Below are 25,347 nucleotides of genomic sequence, written 5' to 3'. Positions count from 1 at the left end.
GATATACAGCACTTTTTGACCTTAAAATACGCCAATTGCGGCTAGTTTTTGATCAGCCAATCGTTTTCCTCAACATGTAGTAGATAACGATACCGGCAACCACAAGACCACCGCCGAAACGACGCAAAATATTATCCGGCAGCTGGCTCATGGTCGCGATCATACGACGCCACGCGCGCGGATAGAGCATCGGGCCGAGACCTTCCAGCACCAGAACCAGGGCCAGCGCGAGCCAGATCGTTGAATTCATTTTTCATCCTTATAAAAGAAAACCACCGCTCCGTTGGGAGCGGTGGTTTGAATACTCAAACGAGCCTGAGTTTATCGCGTTGCGTTGGTCGGCGTCTTCATATAACGGAAGAAATCGCTGTCCGGGCTGAGCACCATCACATCCTGGTTGCTCTTAAAGCTATTCTCGTAAGCGCGCAGGCTACGGATAAAGGCGTAGAAGTCTGGATCCTGGCTGAATGCATCGGCAAACAGCTTCGCCGCTTCCGCATCGCCTTCACCGCGCAGGATACGGCCCTGACGCTCTGATTCCGCCAGCGTCTTGGTCACTTCATAGTCCGCTGCTGCACGCAGTTTTTCAGCCTCTTCCTGACCCTGTGAACGGTGACGACGGGCTACCGCTTCGCGCTCGGCGCGCATACGGTTGTAGATCGCCTCGGACACTTCCGCTGGCAGGTTGATCTGCTTGATACGCACGTCAACCACTTCGATACCCAGCGCCGCCATACTGTTCGGGTTGATCACCGGCACTTTACCGTTGGTTTCAGCCTGAACGCGTTCGGCCGCTTTAGCAATCGCGTCATCCGCTGCTGGCGTCGCCACTTCGTCTTCGGTGCCCGCTGTACCGGAGTTCAGCGCATCGCGCACTTCCAGGGTCAGACGACCGCGGGAGTCGGTCACGATGTCTTTCACATCAAGACGACCAATTTCAGAACGCAGACGGTCAGAGAACTTACGTTTCAGCAGCACTTCTGCCTGAGAAACGTCACCGCCGCCCGTTGCCAGGAAGTAACGGCTGAAATCGCTGATGCGCCATTTGATGTAAGAATCAACGATCAGGTCTTTCTTCTCTTTGGTCACGAAACGGTCGGCCTGGTTATCCATGGTCTGGATACGCGCATCGAGCGTTTTCACAGACTGAATGAACGGCACCTTGAAGTGCAGGCCCGGCTCGTAAATCACCGGACGTTTGTCGCCATCACGCACGACGCTGCTGAACTGGAACTTGATCCCACGCTCGCCCTCTTTCACCACAAAGATCGAGGTATACAGCACGACCAGTACGATGACGATGATCGCAATAACTGACTTACGCATCCTTATTCCCCCTGACGCTGGTAGTCGTTACGCTGCGCGTTAGCACGGCGTTGGTCCATAATGTCACCATCGTTCGAAGAAGGCGTTGTGTTCGCGCTGGAGCTGCCTGATGAGGCTGGCGGCAGACGCAGCAGGTTGTTCGCTCCGCTGGTGTCTTTCGCTGCCGGTGCAGAACCGCCTTTCAGCATCTGATCCAGCGGCAGAACCATCAGGTTTCCGCCTTTGCTGTCGTTAACCAGCACTTTGCGGGTGTGGCTCAGCACTTTTTCCATAGTCTCGATATACAGACGCTCGCGGGTAATTTCCGGGGCGGCTTTGTATTCCGGCAGGATGCGCGCAAAGCGAGCCACTTCACCCTGAGCTTCCAGGATGGTCTGGGTCTTATACGCACGCGCCTCTTCCAGAATACGCTGCGCCTGACCGTTAGCACGCGGCTGAACTTCGTTGGTGTACGCTTCTGCTTCGCGGATGTACTGCTGTTCGTTTTCACGGGCAGCAATCGCATCGTCAAACGCGGCCTTCACCTCTTCCGGCGGACGTGCAGCCTGGAAGTTGACGTCCAGCAGGGTGATACCCATGTTGTACGGACGAATCGTCTCTTCCAGCTCGCGCTGGGTATCGCTACGAATAACGGTACGACCTTCGGTCAGGATGCGGTCCATGGTGTATTTGCCGATCACACCACGCAGGGCGCTGTCGGTCGCCTGACGCAGGCTGTCATCGGCGCTGGTCACGCTAAACAGATAACGCTCAGGATCCGTCACGCGGTACTGCACGTTCATCTCGACGCGCACCACGTTCTCGTCAGACGTCAGCATCACGCCAGAAGCGGCCAGTTCACGGACGGATTCCACGTTTACCGCAGTCACGTCGTCAATGAAGGTCGGTTTCCAGTTCAGGCCCGGCTCAACCAGGTGGCTGAACTTACCGAAACGGGTGACCACGCCGCGTTCTGCTTCTTTAATGGTGTAGAACCCGCTGGCTGCCCAGACGATCACCAGCCCTGCAGCAACGATGCCCACCAGGCGGCCACCTAATTGCGGGCGCGGTCCCTGGCTGGAACTGCCACCCGAGCCAGAACCTTTTCCTCCGCCAAGGCCACCAAGCTTTTTGCTCAGCTTGCGGAAGATATCATCCAGATCCGGCGGCCCCTGCTCGCGACCACCTTTGTTGCCATTTCCCCCAGAGTTGCCGCCTTGATTATTGCTGCTTCCCCACGGGTCGCGGTCTTGTCCGTTATTACCGGGCTGATTCCACGCCATGTATATGCTCCATATTTGTTATGCAAGGGCGAATTTTTCAGGCTTCCCCTTTCTGATCAGACGATATAGTCCGCCAGCGCAGGTTCTTGTTTACAGAGGCGACGCCAGTCAACGATCGGCATACGCACCTGCATCCCCACGCTGCCGTCATCCTCCATCCACTCTTTTTCTATCGCCTGAAGCTGATAAAACCGGCTGCGCAGCCTGCCTTCCTGTGGCGGCAGTCGCAGCGTGTGCTGAGCTACCTCACCGGAAAGACGTTCTGTCAAAGCCTGGAAAAGCAGTGGCACACCGATTCCGGCCTGAGCAGAAAGCCAGACCCGAATCGGTTTGTTCTCTTCATCACGGTCGATACGCGGTTCGAAATCCTCCAGCATATCGATCTTATTCATCACCAACAGGGTGGGAATTTCGTGGGCGTCAATTTCTTCCAGCACCACGTTCACCGCATCGATGTTCTCCTGCACGCGTACGTCAGCCGCATCAATCACGTGCAGCAGCAGGGTCGCCTGACGCGTCTCCTGCAACGTCGCCTTAAACGCCGCCACCAGATCGTGCGGCAGATGGCGGATAAACCCTACGGTATCCGCCAGCACTGTTTCACCCACGTCTGCAACGTCAATGCGGCGCAGCGTCGGGTCCAGGGTCGCAAACAGCTGGTCTGCGGCATACACCTGGGCCTCGGTTATCTGGTTAAACAGGGTGGATTTACCGGCGTTGGTATAGCCCACCAGCGACACCGTGGGGATGTCGGCTTTGGTTCGCGCCCGACGCCCCTGTTCACGCTGTTTCTCGACACGTTCCAGACGTGAGAGGATCTGGGTAATACGGCCACGCAGCAAACGGCGGTCGGTTTCGAGCTGGGTTTCACCCGGACCGCGCAAACCAATCCCGCCTTTTTGTCTTTCAAGGTGGGTCCAGCCACGCACCAGACGCGTCGCCAGATGGCGCAACTGCGCCAGCTCAACCTGCAGTTTCCCCTCGTGGGTACGGGCACGCTGAGCAAAAATGTCTAAAATCAATCCCGTGCGATCGATAACACGGCACTCGCAGAGAGCTTCCAGGTTGCGCTCCTGGGCTGGAGACAGCGCATGATCAAACAACACGACTGACGCGCCGGTTGCTTTTACGGCATCCGCAATTTCTACTGCTTTACCTTCACCAACAAAATACTTTGGGTGCGGCGCTTTACGGCTACCGGTAATCACCTGCATTGCTTCGACACCGGCGGAAGAGACCAGAGATTCAAACTCCTGGAGGTCTTCCATATCTTTGTCTTGCGAAAAATAGATGTGTACCAGCACCGCCTGCTCACCGGCATCATAACGGTCAAACAAGCGTAAACCTCTCTAAAAAGATCAGCGGGGAACGCAGGATCCCTGGCTCCCCGTGTGGATAACAGCTAAAACCTTATTCGGTCTCGTCGCTGTCCTGCGCAGGAGCAGAAGAACCCTGCGCGTTGCTGCCATGATGGTAGTTACTGCCTGTGCCGCCGCCAGCGTTATTGCTGTGATGAGAGACCGGACGGGACGGAACAACAGTAGAGATAGCGTGCTTGTAGACCATCTGGCTGACCGTGTTTTTCAACAGGATCACGAACTGATCGAAAGACTCAATCTGACCTTGCAGCTTAATACCATTCACCAAATAAATAGAAACTGGAACACGTTCCCGACGCAATGCGTTCAGGAACGGATCTTGTAAAGATTGCCCCTTAGCCATTCTATCTTTTCCTTATATGCTTGTTTTGTACTTAGAACCTTGCGATTCTGAAAAATTGCGCACGATACGTCTCAATTGTACACATTCAGTGGGCGATATCACCAACAACCTCAATCACATCGTTTAACGCCTGTTGCGGTTTTTCACTGTCTAACCAGTGAACCCCCTCCCAACCGCGCAACCAGGTGATCTGGCGCTTCGCTAACTGTCTCGTGGCGCAAACACCTCGATAAACCATTTCATCGTATGAAATCTCACCTTCAAGATACGACCACATCTGGCGGTATCCCACACAACGAACGGAAGGCATATCCGTATGCAAATCTCCACGGGCAAATAGCGCCCGCACTTCTGCTTCAAAATCTGAAGCCAACATCTGATGAAAACGCTGCTCAATTCGTTGATGGAGCAGTTCACGGCTCGCCGGGGCGATGGCGAACTGATGCACCTGATACGGCAGAGCGTCTCCTGACGTTTGCGTCAGTTCCGTTAAAGTTTTACCCGAAATGAAAAAAACTTCCAGTGCCCGGGAAAGCCTTTGCGGATCGTTTGGATGGATTCGCGCCGCCGCAACCGGGTCAATCTCTGCCAGTTGCTTATGCAATGCGTCCCACCCCTGCTCTGCCGCCTGCTGCTCAATCTTTGCTCTGATTTCAGGATCTGCAGAAGGTAAGGGTGATAAACCTTCGAGCAGCGCCTTGAAGTAGAGCATGGTTCCGCCAACCAACAGCGGTATACGCCCCGCCGCCGTTATCTCGGCCATCTCAGCTAAGGCATCCCGGCGGAAATCCGCTGCGGAGTAAGCCTCTGCCGGGTCGAGAATATCCAGCAAACGGTGCGGTGCCGCACGCAGTTCGTCTGCGCCGGGCTTCGCCGTGCCGATGTCCATCCCTCGATAGATGAGGGCGGAATCAACGCTAATCAACTCTACAGGCAAAACTTTACGTAACTCAATGGCTAACGCTGTTTTGCCAGAGGCCGTTGGGCCCATTAAAAAAATTGCCTTTGGCAGGCTCGCCTTGCTTACGTCAGTCATGTTTCAGGGCGGTCATCGCCGTTTTTAAATCAACAGGTTGTAATAACCCACCCGGCGGCGCTTTCACCAGCTGTGGGCAGAGGCGTTCCACCTCCGCCAGCACGGTAATCGCCTGCGCCATACTCCACGGTGAATGTTCGCTGGCCAGATGGCGGGCGATCCACTGCGCGGTGTTGGCAGCCTCCAACGATGTTTGCTGCGCCAGGTAGCCTATCAGTTCAGGAATCAAGTTTTGTAAATTTTGTTGGCGTAAGGGTAAAGGCACTGCGCGAATTGTCACATGTTGTGGTTCGAGCACAATTTCAATGCCCATTTGCGCCAGCTGGGCCTCTGCACGCTGCAATACCCTTGTTTCTTCAGCGGATATTTTCAGGCGAACCGGGATCAATAACGGCTGCGCACAGGCCGCATTTTCCCCTGGCGTCAGTTGCGCCTGCTTGAGCCAGCGTTCGGCAACCGGCAGCGCCAGAAGCAGCAGTTTGCCGTCGCGCTCAAGCAGGGCCATATCCGGTGCGATAATCGTCAGCACCCGGCCAAAACTCTGGCTATGGGCTTCAAGGGAAGGTGTCGCCACCAAAACGTGCTCTTTGCGCTCGACTGCGGGCGTTTCCAGCAGTCTACGGTACAGCGCCCCCTGCTGCTTCTGATAGCCGGGCTGAGCGTTCGGGTAGTTCACGCCCGTCGGACGCGGCGCGGCTCCTGCAGAGGAAAAACGCGGGGCGTCTGGTTCACGCGCGACGGCAGGCTCCGCAAAATGGTTGCGGCCTGCCGCGACACGGTTTTCCGGAATGGGGCGCGGTGCGGTGTCTTCTTTTTCCAGCGGCAGCGTGGGTTCAAGCTGCTGTTGCAGCACGCTCAGCACGCCCTGGTAGATAAAATCATGCACCAGACGCGATTGATGGAAACGCACTTCATGCTTGGCAGGATGGACGTTGACATCCACCTGATGCGGGTCGATCTCCAGATAAAGCACAAAGGCCGGTTGCTGATCGGCCCCGAGCTTGTCTTCGCAGGCCTGGCGAATGGCGTGGTTAATGAGCCGGTCGCGCATCATGCGGCCGTTCACGTAGCAATACTGAATTTCAGAATACGCCGCGCTACTGGCGTTCGGATCGGCCACCCAGCCGCGTAAAGCCAGATCGCCGTGCTGCCACTCGATAGCCAACGCCTTCTCCAGGAACGGCGTCCCGCAGATAGCGCCTAACCGTCGCTCTTTCTGACCACCTTCAGCCACCGCGCGGTACTGGCGCATCACCTTGCCGTTATGGCTGAGGTTGATGGTGACATCGAAACGGGCGAGCGCAATTCGGCGGATGATCTCGTCGATATGGCCGAACTCGGTTTTTTCGGTACGCATAAACTTGCGGCGGGCGGGAGTATTGTAGAACAGGTCCAGAACTTCCAGCGTAGTACCGACAGGGTGCGCCGCGGGTTTGACCGTGACGTCCATATCCCGCCCTTCAGCGTAGGCCTGCCAGGCTTCCTGCTGTTCAGCGGTGCGGGAGGTCAGCGTTAAACGAGAAACCGAGCTGATACTGGCCAGCGCTTCGCCGCGAAAACCGAGGCTGATAATCGCTTCCAGGTCATCCAGAGAGGCAATTTTACTGGTGGCATGACGCGCCAGCGCCAGCGCCAGCTCCTCTTTTTTGATGCCGCAGCCGTTGTCGCGAATGCGGATAAGCTTTGCGCCGCCGCGTTCGATATCAATATCAATGCGGGTGGCGCCCGCATCGAGGCTATTTTCAACCAGCTCCTTCACCACCGACGCAGGGCGTTCCACCACCTCACCGGCGGCGATTTGGTTCGCGAGCTGCGGCGGCAGAACCTGAATCGGCATGAAATCTCCTTAATTTGTGGCGGTCAACCCACCCGGCTGCGCGGCGCTGGCCGTCTGGGCTGCTCCGCCCTGCGGCGCGGACTGCAGAGGATGCGCCTCAAAATATTTACGTAAACCGTTATAAATCGCTTCGGCAATTTGCTGCTGATAGCTGTCGCTGCCCAGCAGGCGCTCTTCACTGTTATTGCTGATAAAGCCCGTCTCTACCAGAATTGACGGAATATCCGGCGAGCGCAGAACGCCCAGGCTCGCATGTTCAGGGCGGCGCTTATGCAATGCCCCGATGCCCTGCAACTGGTTCAATACGTTAGTGGCGACATCATACCCGACGCGCTGAGAATGACCGAACTGTAAATCCAGCACCGCCTGGCTGAGGTATGGGTCAGACTGGCTGTTTGCCAGCACATCACCCGCGCCGCCTAACAGTTCAGACTGTTTCTCATGCTCTTCCAGCCAGTTGGCCATTTCGCTGTTTGCCCGGCGGTTCGACAGGACCCATACCGAGGCGCCCGTCGCGTTACGGTTCGGTGCGGCATCCGCGTGAATGGAGACCAGGAAATTGGCGTTTTGCTTACGCGCCACGTCTGAGCGGCCCATCACAGAGATAAAATAGTCGCCGTCGCGGGTTAGTACGCCTTTAAACATCGGATCATCGTTTAACAGCGTCCGCAGCTTGCGGGCCACCGCAATAGTGACATTTTTCTCTCGCGTGCCGCCCGGGCCAATCGCTCCAGGATCCTGTCCACCGTGCCCGGCATCAATGGCGATAATCACTTTGTCACCGCTGACCGTACGCCGTGCGCTGACCGCCGGACGCGTTACCGTGTTACTGCTGGTTGCCGCGGTGATGCGATCGTTCTGCGATTTAAACGGATTACGCGCAGATTCCGATGGGCGAGGCATATACACCGGCTCTTCCACGCGTTTCGCGACAACCGGTGGCGGCGGAGGCGGCGGAACATCGGCATTGATGGTGAAGACCACCGTATAGTTCGCCCCGTTTTGCTGCTTCACCGCCCTCGTTTTGCCCTTTTCGGTCAGATCGACCACCAGGCGCAGCGACTGGCTGTCCTGAGGGGTACCCGAGCGGATACTTTTCACCAGGTTGTTACCGCTGAACCGCAGCGGTAGCCCCTGGATCACGCCTGTCTGTTTGATATCCAGCGCCACGCTGTGGCTGTCTGGCTGTGAAAACGCGTATTCAGGGTCGCCCATAAAGCTGAACGTAATCCGCGCCTGGCTTTCGCCGTTTGACACCTGAATATCCGAAAGGCTTGCCGCCCCGGCCTGCGCGCACAGCAGCACCGTCGCAGCCAACACCCAACCTTTAACGCGACTAATCATCCCGTCATCCCTACTCTTAACCGGCGAGACGCGCCAGTAAGGAACACCCTGATGAGGAAACCGCACTGATGCGAGCCTCACGCCCTTGAGCCTGGTAATCTAAGTGAATTTCGACATCCGGGTCAGGCAGCACACCCGCACCTTGTTGCGGCCACTCCACCAGGCAGATGGCGTCGTTGGCAAAATAATCACGGATCCCCATAAATTCCAGCTCCTCAGGATCCGCAAGGCGGTATAAATCAAAGTGGTACACCATAAGATTGTCGAGGGTGTACGGCTCGACCAGCGTGTAGGTAGGGCTTTTCACGTTCCCGTTATGCCCTAACGCCTGCAAAAAACCCCGGCTGAAGGTGGTTTTACCCGCACCTAAATCGCCATACAGATAAATGACGGTTGCCCCCTGACAGGCCTGCGCCACGCGCTTGCCGAGATCTAAAGTGGCTTGTTCATCAGGTAAAGGAATCGCTCGATTAGTCATTTTCTACGTCAATCACATCCGGGTTAACAACACGCCGCAGCGTGCAAAAGAGATCGGTGGCCAGCATACCGCGTGTCCCCTCCCGCACAGCAAGCCTGTCAGCTGCCGCGCCGTGGGCCACGCAGCCCGCACAAGCTGCATCATAAAGGGGAAGTTTCTGTCCAAGCAATGCGCCGATGATGCCTGAAAGCACATCGCCCATACCGCCGCTCGCCATGCCCGCATTTCCGGCATCAATAATGCCCTGCGTCTCGTCACTGGCGACAACGGTGCCTGCCCCTTTCAAAACGGCAACACCTCCGTAACGTTTTACCAGACGCTGAGCAGAAAGTAAGCGATCGCTTTCAATTTCTGCCACGCTGCAGTTAAGCAGGCGCGCGGCTTCGCCGGGGTGTGGCGTCAGAATGCGATTGTGACGCTTATCCGGATTTATTGCCAGAAGGTTAAGCGCGTCGGCATCCCACAGCATCGGTTTACGAAAATTCTCGACCTTTTGCAGGGCCTGTTTACCCCATGTCTGTTGCCCAAGCCCGGGACCAATAACCACCACATCCGCCCATTCGAGGCTTTCTTCCAGCGTCTGGGGCGTAAGCTCATGGACCATCAGTTCCGGTCGGGCTGTGATGATTGGCGCAATATTTTCAATGCGAGTGAGTACTCGCACTAACCCGGCACCGCTGCGAAGTGCCGCCTCACCGGTCATGCGAACCGCGCCTGCCGTACCGCGATCGCCACCAATAATCACCAGTCTGCCGTTGTCGCCCTTGTGAGACGTTGGGCGGCGCGGCGGAAGCCACTCTTTTAGCTGCGAGGAATCAAAGCGCGACAGGAGCGTTTCCTGTCCAACGAGCCAGCTCTCCAGCCCCAGCGCGTTATGGTGCAATACGCCGACCACATCCCGCGCTTTTCCGGTTAACAGGCCCGGCTTCAGAGCGATAAAGGTCACGGTGTGCGCAGCCTGAATAACGGCGCCAGGCGTCGCGCCGGTCTGCGCGATCAGGCCCGACGGAATATCCAACGCGACTACCGGCGCAGAGTACCCGTTAGCGTGTTCAATAAGCGCGGCAATGTTTTCGCGAGGCGCGCTGCGTAGCCCGGTCCCCAGCAGACCATCAACAATCAGATCAACATCTTCCGGCCAGACGATATCAGGAGCATGAATCACGCCGCCTGCGTTCAGCCATGCCTCCCGCGCCGCGCAGGCCTCTTCCGGCAGGGGCTTATCACTCTCCAGCGCCAGCAGGGTAACGCGGAGACCGGCTGCAACGGCAAGACGCGCAACGACGTAACCGTCGCCGCCGTTATTGCCGTGCCCGCACAAAATCAGCCAGTGAGTGGACTGCGGGTACGCGCTGCGGGCAACGTTAAACGCCGCCTCTCCCGCGCGCTGCATCAGTTCATAAAGGGTAATGCCGAGACTGTCTGCGGCCTCTTTTTCGGCGCGCCGGAGGTCATCCGCATGCCAGATGGAATGTGGTATACTTGCGGGGTTTTTCTTCACCGTATGGTCCGTCATGTCACAGCCCCTCGATCTCAATGAATTAGCGCAAAAAATAAAACAGTGGGGTGCTGAGCTTGGCTTCCAGAAGGTAGGCATTACCGATACCGACCTCTCTGCCAGCGAGCCAAAACTGCAGGCCTGGCTGGACAAACAATACCACGGCGAAATGGAGTGGATGGCGCGTCACGGCATGATGCGCGCCCGTCCACATGAACTTTTACCGGGTACACTACGCGTCATCAGCGTGCGCATGAACTACCTGCCTGCCAACGCGGCCTTTGCGCGCACGCTAAAAAATCCCTCCCTGGGTTACGTCAGCCGGTACGCTCTGGGACGTGATTACCATAAGCTTCTGCGTAACCGCTTAAAAAAACTCGGGGAAACCATTCAGCAGCACTGTGATTCGCTGAATTTTAGACCCTTTGTCGATTCCGCGCCTGTTCTTGAGCGCCCGATCGCCGAAAAAGCCGGACTTGGCTGGACAGGTAAGCACTCACTTATCCTGAGCCGCGACGCCGGATCGTTCTTCTTCCTCGGTGAGCTGCTGATTGATATACCCCTGCCGGTAGATGGCCCGGTGGAGGAAGGCTGTGGCCGCTGCGTGGCCTGCATGACCATCTGCCCGACGGGCGCCATCGTTGAGCCTTACACCGTTGATGCCCGCCGCTGCATCTCCTATCTCACGATAGAGCTTGAAGGGGCGATCCCGGAAGAGTTTCGACCGCTTATCGGCAACCGCATCTACGGCTGCGACGACTGCCAGCTGATTTGCCCGTGGAACCGCTATTCACAGCTGACGGACGAAGAGGACTTCAGCCCGCGTAAAGCGCTGCATGCGCCACAGCTTATTGAGCTGTTCGCCTGGACCGAAGCCTGGTTCCTGAAGGTGACGGAAGGTTCCGCTATTCGCCGTATCGGCCACCTGCGCTGGCTGCGAAACGTGGCCGTCGCGCTGGGCAATGCCCCGTGGGATGAAGCGAATATTCAGGCGCTCGAAAGCCGTAGAGGTGAGCACCCACTTCTTGATGAACACATAGAATGGGCGATTGCGCAGCAAATCGAGAAGCGAAATGCCTGCGTGGTCGAGGTGCAGCCTCCTAAGAAACAGCGGCTGGTTAGGGTGATTGAAAAAGGGCTTACGCGGGATGCGTGATATATTCACAGCCTGTGAATAAAAATAAAAACTCAAGCGCCATCTGGACTTGAGAAGAGGTCAAGTGATCTCAATAACATTTTGAAATGAAATTTTATCCAATTAATACAGTGGCTTGGGAAGATATTATTCACCCTGCTAACTTTCTGTACGGTTTGGGTAAAGCGCGAATTCTGTGGATAACTCTGTTTACAAGAGTATTTCAGATGCAATAGAAAACGTCCCCAGCGCGTCTTTTCGCTGTGGATATTTTAGAGATGAAGAAGAATTTGGAGCGGGAAACGAGACTCGAACTCGCGACCCCGACCTTGGCAAGGTCGTGCTCTACCAACTGAGCTATTCCCGCTTGGGTGGTCCGTGCTTTAGAAGCACTTTCAAATTTTGGAGCGGGAAACGAGACTCGAACTCGCGACCCCGACCTTGGCAAGGTCGTGCTCTACCAACTGAGCTATTCCCGCTTGGGCAGTCTGTGCTGTGGAAGCACCTTCAAATTTTGGAGCGGGAAACGAGACTCGAACTCGCGACCCCGACCTTGGCAAGGTCGTGCTCTACCAACTGAGCTATTCCCGCAAATCTGTACTGCTTTTGTTGCTGTCGTAACGTGTAATTCTCTGTCGTTACGGGAGGCGCATTATACGAGAAATCCTTTTAGCTGCAACCCCCCTTAAAGTGATTTTTTCGAAATTCAGTTCAAGTGCTTATTTAATCGGCAAGCTGAACAATTTAACGACAAAAACCCGGCCACGCAAGGTGCCGGATCTCAAAATCACAGCTTAATAAAGTTTTCGCGGTAGTACGCGAGTTCCGCCACGGACTCGCGGATATCGTCCATCGCCTGGTGCGTACCCTGTTTTTTAAAGCCGTCCAGAATTTCAGGTTTCCAGCGGCGCGCCAGCTCTTTCAGGGTGCTCACGTCCAGATAGCGGTAATGGAAGTAAGACTCCAGCTCCGGCATGTACTTGAAGAGGAAACGGCGATCCTGACCGATGCTGTTCCCGCAGATCGGCGATTTACCCGCTGGTACCCACTGCTTCAGAAATTCGAGCGTCGCCAGTTCCGCCTCGCGATCGCCCAGCGTGCTCGCCTTCACGCGCTCGACAAGACCGCTGCCGGTGTGGGTACGCACGTTCCACTCATCCATCAGCGCAAGCTGGTCGTCGGACTGATGCACCGCAATCGTTGGCCCTTCGGCAAGGATATTCAAGTTGGCATCGGTCACCAGAGTTGCAATCTCAATAATGCGATCGCGCTCGGGATCCAGCCCGGTCATTTCGAGATCGATCCAAATCAGGTTGTTTTCATCCGCGCTCATGTTATTTTCCACCCTTCTCGCATAACCGACAGTAGCAGGTTAACTAGTATTAATTAGAGTGTATCATAGAGGTTTTGCCCCTTACGGGCGACCAGGAGCCAGTGCGATTGAGTAAAAATAAACTCTCCAAAGGGCAGCAGCGCCGCGTGAATGCCAATCATCAGCGCCGTCTTAAAACCACTTCGGAGAAGGTCGATTACGACGACAACCTGTTTGGCGAACCAACGGAAGGCGTAGTTATCAGCCGTTTCGGTATGCACGCCGACGTGGAATCCGCCGATGGCGAAATCCACCGCTGTAACATTCGCCGGACCATTCGTTCTCTGGTGACCGGCGACCGCGTCGTCTGGCGACCGGGTAAAGAGGCGGCAGAGGGCGTTACGGTAAAAGGTATCGTTGAAGCGGTCCATGAGCGTACGTCCGTGTTAACCCGTCCCGATTTTTACGACGGGGTGAAGCCGATAGCCGCCAACATTAACCAGATTGTCATCGTATCGGCGATTTTGCCCGAACTTTCGCTCAATATTATCGACCGATACCTTGTCGCCTGTGAAACGCTGCAGGTTGAACCGATTATCGTGCTGAACAAAATCGATCTGCTGGATGACGAAGGCATGGCTTTCGTTAATGAGCAGATGGATATCTACCGCAAGATTGGCTACCGCGTTCTGATGGTGTCCAGCTACACCAAAGACGGACTGAAACCGCTGGAAGAGGCGCTTACCGATCGCATCAGCATCTTTGCGGGTCAGTCCGGCGTGGGGAAATCGAGCCTGCTAAACAACCTTCTCGGCCTCCAGCAGGAGATCCTCACTAACGATGTGTCTGACGTCTCGGGTCTGGGCCAGCACACCACCACCGCCTCACGTCTCTATCATTTCCCTCACGGCGGCGACGTGATCGACTCACCGGGCGTGCGTGAATTCGGTTTATGGCATCTTGAGCCGGAACAAATCTTTAATGGATTTGTCGAATTCCATGATTATTTAGGCGCTTGCAAATACCGCGACTGCAAACACGATAACGATCCAGGCTGCGCTATCCGCGAAGCGGTTGAGAAAGGTGAAATCGCGGAGACCCGCTTCGAGAATTACCACCGCATTCTTGAGAGCATGGATCAGGTAAAAACGCGTAAAAACTTTTCTGATTCTGATAACTGACAACTAAGCTAAGCATCGCTAAAATCGTCCCCTTTTTTCAGGTTCCGGCGGCTTACTGCCGGATCAGGAACGACAAAACAATGGCCTGGAGGCTACCTTGTTAAACGCATTTAAACTTTCGCTTCAATACATTCTGCCAAAACTGTGGCTCACTCGCCTGGCGGGCTGGGGCGCAAGCAAACGCGCGGGCTGGCTGACCAAACTGGTCATCGACCTTTTCGTTAAGTATTACAAGGTCGACATGAAAGAAGCGCAGAAGCCGGACACCGCCAGCTACCGCACGTTCAACGAGTTTTTCGTGCGCCCGCTGCGCGACGAAGTGCGCCCGCTGAACACCGACCCTAACGTCCTGGTGATGCCAGCAGACGGCGTGATCAGCCAGTTGGGTAACATCGAAGACGACAAAATCCTGCAGGCGAAAGGCCATAACTACAGCCTGGAAGCGCTGCTGGCGGGCAATTACCTGATGGCGGACCTGTTCCGCAACGGCACCTTTGCCACCACCTATCTGTCACCGCGCGACTACCACCGCGTACACATGCCGTGTAATGGTATCCTGCGTGAGATGATCTACGTGCCGGGCGATCTGTTCTCCGTGAACCACCTGACCGCGCAAAACGTACCGAACCTGTTTGCCCGTAACGAACGCGTCATCTGCCTGTTCGATACTGAATTCGGCCCTATGGCGCAGATTCTTGTTGGCGCGACCATTGTCGGCAGCATCGAAACCGTCTGGGCTGGCACCATTACCCCGCCGCGTGAAGGCGTGATCAAGCGCTGGACGTGGCCTGCCGGTGAAGAAGAAGGCTCTGTCGCCCTGCTGAAAGGCCAGGAAATGGGTCGCTTCAAGCTGGGCTCTACCGTCATCAACCTGTTTGCGCCGGGCAAAGTGAAGCTGGCTGAGCAGCTCGAAAGCCTGTCGGTCACCAAACTGGGTCAGCCGCTGGCGGTCTCTACCGAAACCTTCGTGACGCCGGATGCAGAACCTGCTCCGCTGCCGCAAGAAGAGATCGACGCCGAGCACGACGCCAGCCCGCTGGTTGACGACAAAAAAGACGAAGGCTAACAACAGAAGGATCGCTGACGTGCGCCCGATTATCGTTCTACTGATGGCCTGGTGCCTCAGCATGGGGGCGTACGCAGCGACAGCCCCCGACGCCAAACAGATAACCCAGGAGCTGGAGCAGGCGAAAGCGGCTAAACCCGCTCAGCCAGAGACCGTTGAGTCACTCCAGTCCGCACTGAACGCGCTTGAAGAGCGGAAAGGCTCGCTTGAGCGCGCTCAGCAGTATCAGCAGGTTATCGACAACTTCCCTAAACTCTCACAAACGCTGCGCGCGCAACTCGCTAATCTGCGCGATGAGCCGCGCGAAGTGCCGGAAGGCATGACCACCGACGCCCTGAATCAGGAAATCCTGCAGGTCAGCAGCCAGCTCCTGGAAAAGAGCCGCCAGGCTCAGCAGGAGCAGGAGCGAGCGCGTGAAATTGCCGACTCCCTCAGCCAGCTTCCGCAGCAGCAAACCGACGCCCGCCGCCAGCTTAACGACGTTGAGCGCCGCGTGGGTACGCAAAGCGGCAACACGCCGCAGGCCCAGGTCGCGCGCCTGCCGGAAATGCCGAAACCGCAGCAGCTGGATACCGAGATGGCCCAGCTGCGCGTGCAGCGACTGCACTTTGAAGATCTTCTCAATAAGCAGCCGCAAATACGCCAGATCCGTCAGGCTGACGGACAACCTCTGACCAGCGAGCAAAACCGTATTCTGGAAGCCCAGCTGCGCACCCAGCGCGAACTGCTGAACTCCCTGCTGCAGGGCGGGGATACGCTGATTCTGGAACTGACTAAGCTCAAGGTCTCTAACAGCCAGCTGGAAGACGCGCTGAAAGAGGTGAACGAGGCTACGCACCGTTATCTCTTCTGGACATCCGACGTACGTCCAATGACCTTCTCGTGGCCAATTGAGATCGTTCAGGATCTGCGCCGCCTGATTTCCCTCGACACCTTTAGCCAGCTCGGACAGGCCAGCGTGATGATGCTGACCAGTAAAGAGACGATTTTCCCGCTGCTGGGCGCGTTGGTTCTGGTGGGCTTCAGCATTTATTCGCGCAGACATTTCACCCGCTTCCTGGAGCGTTCCAGCGCGCGGGTGGGGAAAGTCACTCAGGATCACTTCTGGCTGACGCTGCGCACCGTGTTCTGGTCGATTCTCGTCGCCTCTCCGCTACCGGTGCTGTGGATGACGCTTGGCTATGGCCTGCGGGAAGCCTGGCCCTATCCGCTCGCGGTCGCCATTGGCGATGGCGTCACCGCCACGGTACCGTTGCTGTGGGTGGTGATGATTTGCGCGACGTTCGCGCGGCCTAACGGCCTGTTCATCGCCCACTTTGGCTGGCCTCGTAATCGCGTGGCGCGCGCCATGCGCTATTACCTGATGAGCATCGGGCTGATTGTGCCGCTGATAATGGCGCTGATCATGTTTGATAATCTCAACGACCGGGAATTCTCAGGCTCGCTGGGGCGCCTCTGCTTTATGCTGATCTGCGGCGCGCTGGCCATCGTCACGCTCAGCCTGAAACGCGCGGGGATACCGCTCTATCTGGATAAATCCGGCAGCGGCGACAACATGTTCAACCGGCTGCTCTGGAACCTGCTGCTGAGCGCTCCTCTGATTGCGATGCTGGCAGCGGCGGTAGGTTACCTGGCAACCTCGCAGGCGCTGCTGGCGCGACTGGAAACGTCGGTGGCGATCTGGTTCCTGCTGCTGGTGGTGTATCACGTGATCCGGCGCGGGATGCTGATCCAGCGCCGCCGTCTGGCCTTTGACCGCGCCAAGCATCGCCGGGCAGAGATCCTCGCTCAGCGTGCCCGTGGCGAGGAAGAGCCAACCCATGTCAACAGCACGGAAGGCACGATGGATGCGGACGAGGTCGAACTGGATCTGGATGCCATCAGTACCCAGTCTCTGCGCCTGGTGCGCTCCCTCCTGATGCTGATTGCCCTTCTGTCGGTGATCTTCCTGTGGTCGGAAATTCATTCCGCGTTTGGCTTCCTGGAGAACATCTCTCTGTGGGACGTGACGTCCACGGTGCAGGGCGTTGAAAGCCTGGAGCCGATCACCTTAGGCGCGGTGCTGATTGCGATTCTGGTGCTGATCATCACCACCCAACTGGTGCGTAACTTCCCGGCACTGCTGGAGCTGGCGCTGCTGCAGCATCTGGATTTAACCCCCGGCACGGGATACGCCATTACGACCATTACGAAATACCTGATACTGCTGTTTGGTGGAATGGTCGGGTTCTCAATGATTGGTATTGAGTGGTCTAAACTGCAGTGGCTGGTGGCCGCGCTGACGTTTGGCCTTGGCTTTGGCATGCAGGAGATTTTCGCTAACTTTGTATCCGGCCTGATCATCCTGTTTGAAAAGCCGATTCGCATTGGCGATACGGTGACGATCCGCGATCTGACCGGGAGCGTAACGAAGATCAACACCCGCGCCACCACGATCAGCGACTGGGACCGTAAAGAGATCATCGTGCCGAACAAGGCATTTATTACCGAGCAGTTTATCAACTGGTCCCTGTCGGACTCCGTTACGCGCGTGGTGCTGACGGTACCGGCACCGTCGGATGCCAACAGTGAAGAGGTCACGCAGATCCTCTACACCGCCGCTGAACGCTGTACGCTGGTGCTCGATAACCCTGCGCCGGAAGTATTCCTGGTTGATCTACAGCAGGGGATCCAGATTTTCGAACTGCGTATATACGCCGCCGAAATGGGGCACCGCATGCCGCTGCGCCATGAGATCCACCAGCTGATTCTGGCGGGCTTCCGCGAGCATGGTATTGATATGCCGTTCCCACCGTTCCAGATGCGTCTGGAAAGCATGGACGGACGCAAGATGGGTAAAACGCTCACGTCGGCGGCAAGATCGCGCCCGGCGGGAAGTCTGTAATCGTTCTCCCCTCCCTTTCGGGAGGGGCATTTTATCGCTACGCCACTTCCGTGACGTACGCCATTGAGCGCCGGCGGTAATTCTCATAAATTCCCATCGCCAGCAGCGAGAAGAAGACTGGCCCACCGACCATCCACAGCGCGCTGTTCCAGTCGTTCGCCTCAACCACGGGCTGAATAACGGTAAAGATGTTGGCAAACGCCACGACCAGCACCACCACCGTGGTCGCCAGCAGCGTTGCCGCGCGGGTTTTGAAGATCACAAACGGACGCTCAAGATCCCGCTTCGCCTTAAAGAACGGGAACGCCAGCGTCAGGAACAGGTACGGCAGCGTCATCGACACGTTCGCCATCAGGGTCAGTTTGTTATAGAACGCAGACGCGGTATCACCGCCAAATGACACCAGCAGAATGAACACGCACACCAGCAGACACTGCATCCACATGGCGTTGGCAGGCATGCCTGCGGTATTGAGCTGCGTCATGCGTGCCGGCCACAGCGCTTTTGGCGTACCCTGGATGATTGCTTTCAGCGGCGAGTAGATTAGCGTGAAGAACGCGCCGGTATAGGCAAGGAACATCGACAGGCCGGTAATGCGCGCAAACCAGATCCCCAGGGTGGCCGATGCTTCCGGCGTCAGGTGCATGGCGTTACCCAGCGTCATTCCCAGGCTTTTCATCAGCACGTAGGTGATGTTCCCGAGGTTAGTGGTATTGTTACTCAATACCTGCTGCCAGTTGGTGCTAACGCCCCAGAGGAAAATCGCCAGCGAATAGCCGATGGAAATCACGATGGCGGCAAAAATAATCCCTTTGGCAAAGTTTTTTTCCGGGTTCTCGGTCTTATCGACCAGCCCACCTACCGCTTCAATACCGCCGTAGGCAAAAATGGCAAATACCACGAAGGAGAGCATGGCCAACCCGGACTGATAGCCCGGATTAGGCGATGAAACGAAGTTCACCTCCTGCGCGAAGTGTCCGCCGTTCAGGCACAGAATGGCGATACTCACCAGCAGCAGCACCAGGTTCAGGCACATCACGGAAATACCGCCAACGGCAGTGATACGGGCAATTTTGTTGATGCCTTTTGACGCCACCAGCGTCACCACCACCATCCAGCACACCGCCAGAATCCCGACCACCTGCGTGGAGCTCAGCCCGGCTAAAGACCAGACCTGCGTTTTATCCGCACCGAAAAGAAACGTGGAGAACGGCACCCAGACTTTGGCCGCCGTGCTGACCATCCAGACGACGTAGGAGGAGAACCACATAAACGTGCCGATAAACGCGTAGCGCGGGCCGATGCTGTTGTTCATCCATGAATAGATACCGCCCTCTTCTTTCCGGTAAGCCGAGCCCATCTCCGCCATCATCAGCGCAAACGGGATAAAGAAGAACAGAGCAGAAACGATATAAAACGGCGTCGCGCTGTAGCCCATCAGATAGAAAGCCGACGGGCTGTTGGCAAAGCCAAAAACTGACGTAAAAATCATCAGAATGAGCCCGGTGAGGGTCATCTTTTTGAGTGACTGGGACATATAACCATCCGAAGAGGAATTAAACTGCGCGGATGGTAGCAGATGACCAGACTAATATTGTGGCTATACGAGGCAATTTAAGAAAAAGACCCGTGTACAGAGAAAATGGAAGTTTTTAATGTTGCGGAGAAGAAATGGAAAGGAATATTGCCACAGATACTATATGCCGGGTAAGCGACAGCGCCACCCGGCCATGCTTTAGGCGCGATCGACCGTAAAGGCAATCACATCGCCCAGCTGCTCGGCGCCCAGCGCCAGCATCACCAGACGGTCTACGCCCAGCGCCACGCCGGAGCAATCTGGCAGACCCGCCTTTAACGCTTCCAGCAGGTTGGTATCGATCGGCTGCTGCGGCAGACCGCGCGCGGCGCGTTTGCGGTTATCCTGTTCGAAACGTTGCGCCTGCTCGCGCGCGTCGGTCAGTTCGTGGAAGCCGTTCGCCAGCTCAATACCTTTGTAATAGACCTCAAAACGTTCCGCCACGCGGTGGTCTTCGGTGCTGATCTGCGCCAGAGACGCCTGGCTTGCCGGGAAGTGATAGACAAACGTCGGGCGATCTTTGCCAATCTGCGGTTCCACGCCGAAGGTGAACAGCAGCTGCAGCAGCGTGTCGCGATCCTCTTCGGTATCCGCCACGTTGCTCAGATCCAGTTTTGCCGCCACTTCACGCAGCTGGGCTTTGTCCGCCGACAGCGGATCGATTTCCAGATGGCGCTGGAAGGCCTGTTGATAGGAGAGCGTTTCGGCTTCTGAGCAGTCCAGTACCTGCTGCAGCAGATCGTCCACCTCATTCATCAGGCGGTACATATCATAGTGCGGGCGGTACCACTCCAGCATGGTGAATTCCGGGTTGTGGTGACGCCCCATCTCTTCATTACGGAAGCTGCGGCACAGCTGATACACCGGACCACACCCCGCCGCCAGCAGGCGCTTCATGTGGTATTCCGGGCTGGTCATCAGATACAGATTCATGCCCTGGGAGTGGCCTGGGCCAACAAAACGGGTTTCAAACGGGACCAGATGAATATCCGTTACCGTTGCCTGACTCATGCACGGGGTTTCCACCTCCAGGACGCCGCGGTCGGCAAAGAAACGGCGGATCTCCGTCATAATTGCGGCGCGTTTTAGCAGATTTGGGATGGATGCGCTCGGCTGCCAGGTGGCCGTTTCGCTCATGAGTTTTTCTCCGATTTCAGACAAGGGCACGAAGTCTACTCGTTAGCAGTGGCAGAGACAAATTTTGCGCAGTAAAAACGCGTATTTCATTTATGTGGATTATTCTGTGATGCAATTCATCAATCACGATGATAAATCACCGCACAGAACAGCAAAAAAATCGAACACGTCAAATTTCCCTCACAACTACGCGGTTATACTGTTATACCCATAAAGGAGCAGTGGAATCGCTTCCGCAATCGCCCGTTCGGGCAGGTGAACTTCCTTTAGTTCATCGCATTGCGGGAAAACAAAAATCTGGAGGAATGTCGTGCAAACTTTTCAAGCCGATCTTGCCGTAATAGGCGCTGGCGGGGCTGGATTACGCGCTGCAATTGCTGCGGCACAAGCCAACCCGAATGCTAAAATCGCATTGATTTCAAAAGTCTATCCGATGCGCAGCCACACGGTGGCAGCAGAAGGAGGATCCGCCGCCGTCGCGCAGGATCATGACAGCTTCGAATACCATTTCCACGACACGGTTGCAGGGGGCGACTGGCTTTGCGAGCAGGATGTCGTTGATTATTTCGTTCACCATTGCCCAACGGAAATGACCCAACTGGAACAATGGGGATGCCCGTGGAGCCGCCGTCCGGACGGCAGCGTCAACGTCCGCCGCTTCGGTGGCATGAAGATCGAACGCACCTGGTTCGCCGCCGATAAGACCGGCTTCCACATGCTGCACACCCTCTTCCAGACCTCCCTTCAGTTCCCACAAATTCAGCGCTTCGATGAACATTTTGTCCTCGACATTCTGGTCGACGACGGTCATGCACGTGGCCTGGTGGCGATGAATATGATGGAAGGCACGCTCGTCCAGATCCGCGCCAATGCGGTGGTGATGGCAACGGGCGGTGCGGGTCGCGTCTATCGCTACAACACCAACGGCGGCATCGTCACCGGTGACGGGATGGGCATGGCGCTGAGCCACGGCGTGCCGCTGCGCGATATGGAGTTTGTGCAGTATCACCCAACCGGCCTGCCGGGCTCCGGCATTTTGATGACGGAAGGCTGCCGCGGTGAAGGCGGTATTCTGGTCAACAAAAACGGCTACCGTTATCTGCAGGATTACGGCATGGGCCCGGAAACCCGCTCGGCGAGCCGAAGAACAAATACATGGAGCTCGGCCCGCGCGACAAAGTTTCTCAGGCCTTCTGGCACGAATGGCGCAAGGGCAACACCATCTCAACGCCACGCGGCGACGTGGTCTATCTCGACCTGCGTCACCTGGGCGAGAAGAAACTGCTGGAGCGTCTGCCGTTTATCTGCGAACTGGCAAAAGCCTACGTGGGCGTCGACCCGGTGAAAGAGCCGATACCGGTACGCCCAACCGCGCACTACACCATGGGCGGGATTGAAACCGACCAGCAGTGTGAAACCCGTATTAAAGGGCTGTTCGCCGTGGGCGAGTGTTCCTCCGTCGGCCTGCACGGCGCCAACCGTCTGGGCTCTAACTCGCTGGCAGAGCTGGTCGTCTTTGGCCGCATGGCGGGCGAGCGCGCCATGGAGCGTGCGGCGACCGCAGGCGAAGCAAACGATGCGGCGCTGGATGCGCAGGTCACTGACGTTGAAAAACGCCTGAAGGATCTGGTGAACCAGGAAGGCAACGAGAACTGGTCGAAGATCCGCGACGAGATGGGCCTGTCGATGGAAGAAGGCTGCGGTATCTACCGTACGCCGGAACTGATGCAGAAAACCGTCGACAAGCTGGCGGAGCTTCAGGAGCGCTTCAAGCGCGTGCGCATCACCGATACCTCCAGCGTCTTCAACACCGACCTGCTCTATACCATTGAGCTTGGCCACGGCCTGAACGTCGCGGAATGTATGGCGCACTCTGCGCTGGCGCGTAAAGAGTCTCGCGGCGCCCACCAGCGTCTGGACGAAGGCTGCACCGAACGTGACGACGTCAATTTCCTGAAACACACTCTCGCCTGGCGCGATGCGGATGGCACCACGCGTCTGGACTACAGCGACGTGAAAATCACCACGCTGCCACCGGCTAAACGCGTGTATGGCGCAGAAGCAGAAGCCGCCGAGAAGAAGGAGAAGGCGAATGGCTGAGATGCAAAAATTGAAAGTTGAAGTGGTGCGCTACAACCCGGAAGTGGATACCGCCCCCCACAGCGCTTTCTACGAAGTGCCTTATGACGAGCAAACCTCCCTGCTGGATGCGCTCGGCTATATCAAAGACAACCTGGCGCCGGACCTGAGCTACCGCTGGTCCTGCCGCATGGCGATCTGCGGCTCCTGCGGCATGATGGTCAACAAGGTACCGAAGCTGGCCTGTAAAACCTTCCTGCGTGACTACACCAAAGGCATTAAGGTTGAAGCGCTGGGCAACTTCCCAATCGAGCGCGATCTGGTGGTCGATATGACCCACTTTATCGAAAGCCTGGAAGCGATTAAGCCGTACATCATCGGCAACCCGCGCACGCCGGACCAGGGTCCGAACACCCAGACGCCGGCGCAGATGGCGAAATACCATCAGTTCTCCGGCTGCATCAACTGCGGCCTGTGTTACGCCGCCTGTCCTCAGTTTGGCCTGAACCCGGAGTTCATCGGCCCGGCCGCCATTACCCTGGCGCACCGCTATAACGAAGACAGCCGCGACCACGGCAAAAAAGAACGTATGGCGCAGCTAAACGGCCAGAACGGCGTCTGGACCTGTACGTTTGTGGGCTACTGCTCCGAAGTCTGTCCGAAGCACGTCGACCCGGCCGCCGCAATTCAGCAGGGTAAAGTGGAAAGCTCGAAAGACTTTCTTATCGCTACCCTGAAACCACGCTAAGGAGTGCATGATGACGACTAAACGCAAAGCCTACGTGCGGCCTGTGCCGTCCACCTGGTGGAAAAACCTGCCGTTTTATCGCTTCTATATGCTGCGTGAAGGCACGGCGGTACCGGCGGTCTGGTTCAGCCTTGAGTTAATGTATGGCGTTTTTGCCCTTAAACACGGGCCGGAAACCTGGGCGAACTTTGTCGGTTTCCTGCAAAACCCAATCATCGTGGTTCTGAACCTGATCGCGCTCGCGGCGGCGCTACTTCATACCAAAACCTGGTTTGAACTGGCGCCAAAAGCGGCAAACATCATCATTAAAGACGAAAAAATGGGGCCGGAGCCAGTCATTAAAGGGCTATGGGCAGTGACGATCCTGGTCACTGTTGTCATTCTGTTTGTCGCACTGTTCTGGTAAGGAGACTACTGTGATCAATCCAAATCCAAAACGTTCAGACGAGCCGGTCTTCTGGGGCCTGTTTGGCGCAGGCGGCATGTGGAGTGCCATCATCGCCCCGGTGATCATCCTGCTGGTCGGCATTATGCTGCCGCTGGGGCTGTTTCCGGGCGATGCGCTGAGCTACGAGCGCGTGCTGGCGTTTGCGAGCAGCTTTATTGGCCGCGTGTTCATCTTCCTGATGATCGTCCTGCCACTGTGGTGCGGCCTGCACCGCATTCACCATGCGATGCATGACCTGAAAATCCATGTGCCGAGCGGTAAATGGGTGTTCTACGGGCTGGCAACCATCCTGACCGTGGTGACGCTGATTGCCGTTGTCACTATCTGACGCTTCTGGCCCGCCATCCGGCGGGCCTTTTATCTCTGCATCTTTCCCACCAACCACTGGGCAAATTCACGCATTGCGGACGTTTCAGCCCGCGACTGCAGTCTCGTTAACCAGTAACTGCCCAGATCAATTTGCGTTGTAAACGGCTGCACGATGCGCTCGCTGTTCAGCAAATGGGTAAACATATCGACAGGCGCAATGGCTATGCCCATACCTGCCTGTGCGGCTTCCAGCATGGTGACAGAAGAATCAAACACCATCACCCGGTGCGTTGGCGACGGAGGATGCTCGCCTGCCGCCTGCATCCACGCCGACCATTCGTCGCGTCGGTAAGAGCGCAGCAGGGTAAACTTCAGGATGTCGGCCGGAGACTGGAGCACGGCGGCGATTTCGGGCGAGCAAAGCGGCGCCAGCGGCGCAGGGCACAGGAACTGCGCCTCGGTGCCGTGCCACGCTCCACCACCGTAGCGGATCGTATAATCAAGCCCTTCAGCAGCCGGATCGACGCGGTTGTTATGGGTGGAAAGGTGAAGATCGATATGCGGATAACAGCGGCGAAAGTCCGCGAGCTGAGAGAACAGGATACCCGTGGCGAAAGTTCCTACTACGCCAATTTTTAGCTTCTCCTGAGCGCGCTGGCTGGCAAAGCGATCCAGCATTCCGGCGATACGATCGAATGAATCATTCAGCACCGGCAGCAGATTTTCCCCCTCGGTGGTCAGCATCAGGCCGCGCGAGACGCGGACAAACAGCTGGCAATTCAGATGCTGCTCCAGCGCCTTAACGTGCTGGCTGATGGCAGAATGGGTGACGTTCAGCTCTATCGCGGCATGCGTAAAACTGAGGTGCCGGGCGGCCGCTTCGAAGGCGCGAAGCGAATTAAGCGGAAGATAGCTGCGGGTCATTGTTCCATCCGTTAGAAAAATTAACAGCTCATGCTAAATTTAACC

The 25,347-nt window shown here is 56.6% G+C and carries 21 protein-coding genes, 3 tRNA genes and 1 pseudogene; 8 read left to right on the top strand and 17 right to left on the bottom strand.

Features of this window, described 5'->3' with window-relative positions:
- Positions 1-52 precede the first annotated feature (52 nt).
- The 10 genes from DG357_RS02135 to nnr form a co-directional block, all read right to left on the bottom strand.
- A complete protein-coding gene (locus DG357_RS02135; protein WP_003855996.1) occupies positions 53-250 on the bottom strand; it encodes a DUF2065 domain-containing protein in 198 nt (65 codons plus the stop codon).
- A 71-nt stretch (positions 251-321) separates the two neighbouring features.
- The gene (gene hflC, locus DG357_RS02130; protein WP_028015255.1) at positions 322-1,326 is read right to left on the bottom strand and encodes a protease modulator HflC; all 1,005 of its coding nucleotides are present in this window, start codon (positions 1,324-1,326) and stop codon (positions 322-324) included.
- A gap of 2 nt (positions 1,327-1,328) precedes the next feature.
- Positions 1,329-2,588, bottom strand: a complete 1,260-nt coding sequence (gene hflK / locus DG357_RS02125) for an FtsH protease activity modulator HflK (RefSeq protein ID WP_028015254.1) — start codon at positions 2,586-2,588, stop codon at positions 1,329-1,331.
- Between the two features lie 56 nt (positions 2,589-2,644).
- Entirely contained in the window at positions 2,645-3,925 is a 1,281-nt protein-coding gene (gene hflX, locus DG357_RS02120) for a ribosome rescue GTPase HflX (RefSeq protein WP_023331851.1), read from the bottom strand.
- 73 nt (positions 3,926-3,998) lie between these two features.
- A complete protein-coding gene (gene hfq, locus DG357_RS02115) occupies positions 3,999-4,310 on the bottom strand; it encodes an RNA chaperone Hfq (RefSeq protein ID WP_013095287.1) in 312 nt (103 codons plus the stop codon).
- An 85-nt stretch (positions 4,311-4,395) separates the two neighbouring features.
- Positions 4,396-5,346 carry a tRNA (adenosine(37)-N6)-dimethylallyltransferase MiaA gene (gene miaA, locus DG357_RS02110; RefSeq protein ID WP_028015253.1) on the bottom strand — a complete coding sequence of 317 codons (951 nt, stop codon included), beginning with the start codon at positions 5,344-5,346 and terminating at the stop codon, positions 4,396-4,398.
- Positions 5,339-7,183: a DNA mismatch repair endonuclease MutL gene (gene mutL / locus DG357_RS02105; protein ID WP_088204410.1), complete on the bottom strand. Its 1,845-nt coding sequence runs from the start codon at positions 7,181-7,183 to the stop codon at positions 5,339-5,341. The genes miaA and mutL overlap by 8 nt, the downstream gene beginning before the upstream one ends.
- Positions 7,184-7,192: 9 nt before the next feature.
- Positions 7,193-8,527 (bottom strand): N-acetylmuramoyl-L-alanine amidase AmiB, encoded by a 1,335-nt coding sequence (gene amiB / locus DG357_RS02100; RefSeq protein WP_088204409.1) that lies wholly within the window; start codon positions 8,525-8,527, stop codon positions 7,193-7,195.
- Between the two features lie 16 nt (positions 8,528-8,543).
- Positions 8,544-9,005 (bottom strand): tRNA (adenosine(37)-N6)-threonylcarbamoyltransferase complex ATPase subunit type 1 TsaE, encoded by a 462-nt coding sequence (gene tsaE, locus DG357_RS02095; RefSeq protein ID WP_028015250.1) that lies wholly within the window; start codon positions 9,003-9,005, stop codon positions 8,544-8,546.
- Positions 8,998-10,521 (bottom strand): bifunctional ADP-dependent NAD(P)H-hydrate dehydratase/NAD(P)H-hydrate epimerase, encoded by a 1,524-nt coding sequence (gene nnr / locus DG357_RS02090; protein ID WP_048957600.1) that lies wholly within the window; start codon positions 10,519-10,521, stop codon positions 8,998-9,000. The genes tsaE and nnr overlap by 8 nt, the downstream gene beginning before the upstream one ends.
- Here nnr and queG point away from each other — a divergent pair.
- The gene (gene queG / locus DG357_RS02085; RefSeq protein ID WP_088204408.1) at positions 10,520-11,659 is read left to right on the top strand and encodes a tRNA epoxyqueuosine(34) reductase QueG; all 1,140 of its coding nucleotides are present in this window, start codon (positions 10,520-10,522) and stop codon (positions 11,657-11,659) included. The genes nnr and queG overlap by 2 nt on opposite strands.
- A 270-nt stretch (positions 11,660-11,929) precedes the next feature.
- Here queG and DG357_RS02080 read toward each other — a convergent pair.
- The 4 genes from DG357_RS02080 to orn all read right to left on the bottom strand — a co-directional run bounded on the left by DG357_RS02080 (position 11,930) and on the right by orn (position 12,971).
- Positions 11,930-12,005: transfer RNA gene (locus DG357_RS02080), tRNA-Gly, on the bottom strand.
- A gap of 36 nt (positions 12,006-12,041) precedes the next feature.
- Positions 12,042-12,117 (bottom strand) — tRNA-Gly (locus tag DG357_RS02075).
- A gap of 36 nt (positions 12,118-12,153) precedes the next feature.
- A tRNA-Gly gene (locus tag DG357_RS02070) sits at positions 12,154-12,229 on the bottom strand.
- A 196-nt stretch (positions 12,230-12,425) separates the two neighbouring features.
- Positions 12,426-12,971 (bottom strand): oligoribonuclease, encoded by a 546-nt coding sequence (gene orn, locus DG357_RS02065; protein ID WP_028015247.1) that lies wholly within the window; start codon positions 12,969-12,971, stop codon positions 12,426-12,428.
- A 107-nt stretch (positions 12,972-13,078) separates the two neighbouring features.
- On the opposite strand from orn, the gene rsgA reads away from it, so the two are divergent.
- The 3 genes from rsgA (at position 13,079) to mscM (ending at position 18,081) form a co-directional block, all read left to right on the top strand.
- Positions 13,079-14,131: a small ribosomal subunit biogenesis GTPase RsgA gene (gene rsgA / locus DG357_RS02060; RefSeq protein ID WP_032644955.1), complete on the top strand. Its 1,053-nt coding sequence runs from the start codon at positions 13,079-13,081 to the stop codon at positions 14,129-14,131.
- A gap of 97 nt (positions 14,132-14,228) precedes the next feature.
- Positions 14,229-15,197 (top strand): archaetidylserine decarboxylase, encoded by a 969-nt coding sequence (asd, locus tag DG357_RS02055; protein ID WP_028015245.1) that lies wholly within the window; start codon positions 14,229-14,231, stop codon positions 15,195-15,197.
- A gap of 43 nt (positions 15,198-15,240) precedes the next feature.
- A complete protein-coding gene (mscM, locus tag DG357_RS02050; protein ID WP_408608538.1) occupies positions 15,241-18,081 on the top strand; it encodes a miniconductance mechanosensitive channel MscM in 2,841 nt (946 codons plus the stop codon).
- A gap of 37 nt (positions 18,082-18,118) precedes the next feature.
- Here the strand turns inward: mscM and yjeM are convergent, their stop codons facing one another.
- Together yjeM and epmA are read right to left on the bottom strand one after the other, a co-directional pair.
- The gene (yjeM, locus tag DG357_RS02045) at positions 18,119-19,618 is read right to left on the bottom strand and encodes a glutamate/gamma-aminobutyrate family transporter YjeM (RefSeq protein WP_045261278.1); all 1,500 of its coding nucleotides are present in this window, start codon (positions 19,616-19,618) and stop codon (positions 18,119-18,121) included.
- 198 nt (positions 19,619-19,816) lie between these two features.
- Positions 19,817-20,794 carry an elongation factor P--(R)-beta-lysine ligase gene (epmA, locus tag DG357_RS02040; RefSeq protein WP_045261279.1) on the bottom strand — a complete coding sequence of 326 codons (978 nt, stop codon included), beginning with the start codon at positions 20,792-20,794 and terminating at the stop codon, positions 19,817-19,819.
- 310 nt (positions 20,795-21,104) lie between these two features.
- On the opposite strand from epmA, the pseudogene frdA reads away from it, so the two are divergent.
- The 4 genes and pseudogenes from frdA to frdD all read left to right on the top strand — a co-directional run bounded on the left by frdA (position 21,105) and on the right by frdD (position 24,397).
- Positions 21,105-22,894: pseudogene (gene frdA, locus DG357_RS02035) on the top strand (fumarate reductase (quinol) flavoprotein subunit).
- Positions 22,887-23,621, top strand: coding sequence for a succinate dehydrogenase/fumarate reductase iron-sulfur subunit (locus DG357_RS02030; protein ID WP_041911494.1), 735 nt, complete (start codon positions 22,887-22,889; stop codon positions 23,619-23,621). The pseudogene frdA and the gene DG357_RS02030 overlap by 8 nt, the downstream one beginning before the upstream one ends.
- Positions 23,622-23,631: 10 nt before the next feature.
- On the top strand, positions 23,632-24,027 hold the full coding sequence (gene frdC, locus DG357_RS02025; protein WP_028015239.1) for a fumarate reductase subunit FrdC: 396 nt from the start codon (positions 23,632-23,634) through the stop codon (positions 24,025-24,027).
- A 10-nt stretch (positions 24,028-24,037) separates the two neighbouring features.
- Positions 24,038-24,397: a fumarate reductase subunit FrdD gene (frdD, locus tag DG357_RS02020; RefSeq protein ID WP_000609653.1), complete on the top strand. Its 360-nt coding sequence runs from the start codon at positions 24,038-24,040 to the stop codon at positions 24,395-24,397.
- 29 nt (positions 24,398-24,426) lie between these two features.
- On the opposite strand, the gene ampR is transcribed toward frdD, so the two are convergent.
- Positions 24,427-25,302 carry a LysR family transcriptional regulator AmpR gene (gene ampR / locus DG357_RS02015; protein WP_041911495.1) on the bottom strand — a complete coding sequence of 292 codons (876 nt, stop codon included), beginning with the start codon at positions 25,300-25,302 and terminating at the stop codon, positions 24,427-24,429.
- Positions 25,303-25,347 lie beyond the last annotated feature (45 nt).

The organism is Enterobacter bugandensis, from assembly GCF_900324475.1.
Taxonomy (GTDB): Bacteria; Pseudomonadota; Gammaproteobacteria; order Enterobacterales; family Enterobacteriaceae; genus Enterobacter; species Enterobacter bugandensis.
The sequence above is the reverse complement of the archived record's forward strand: the minus strand, read 5'-3'. Positions and strand labels throughout refer to the sequence as shown.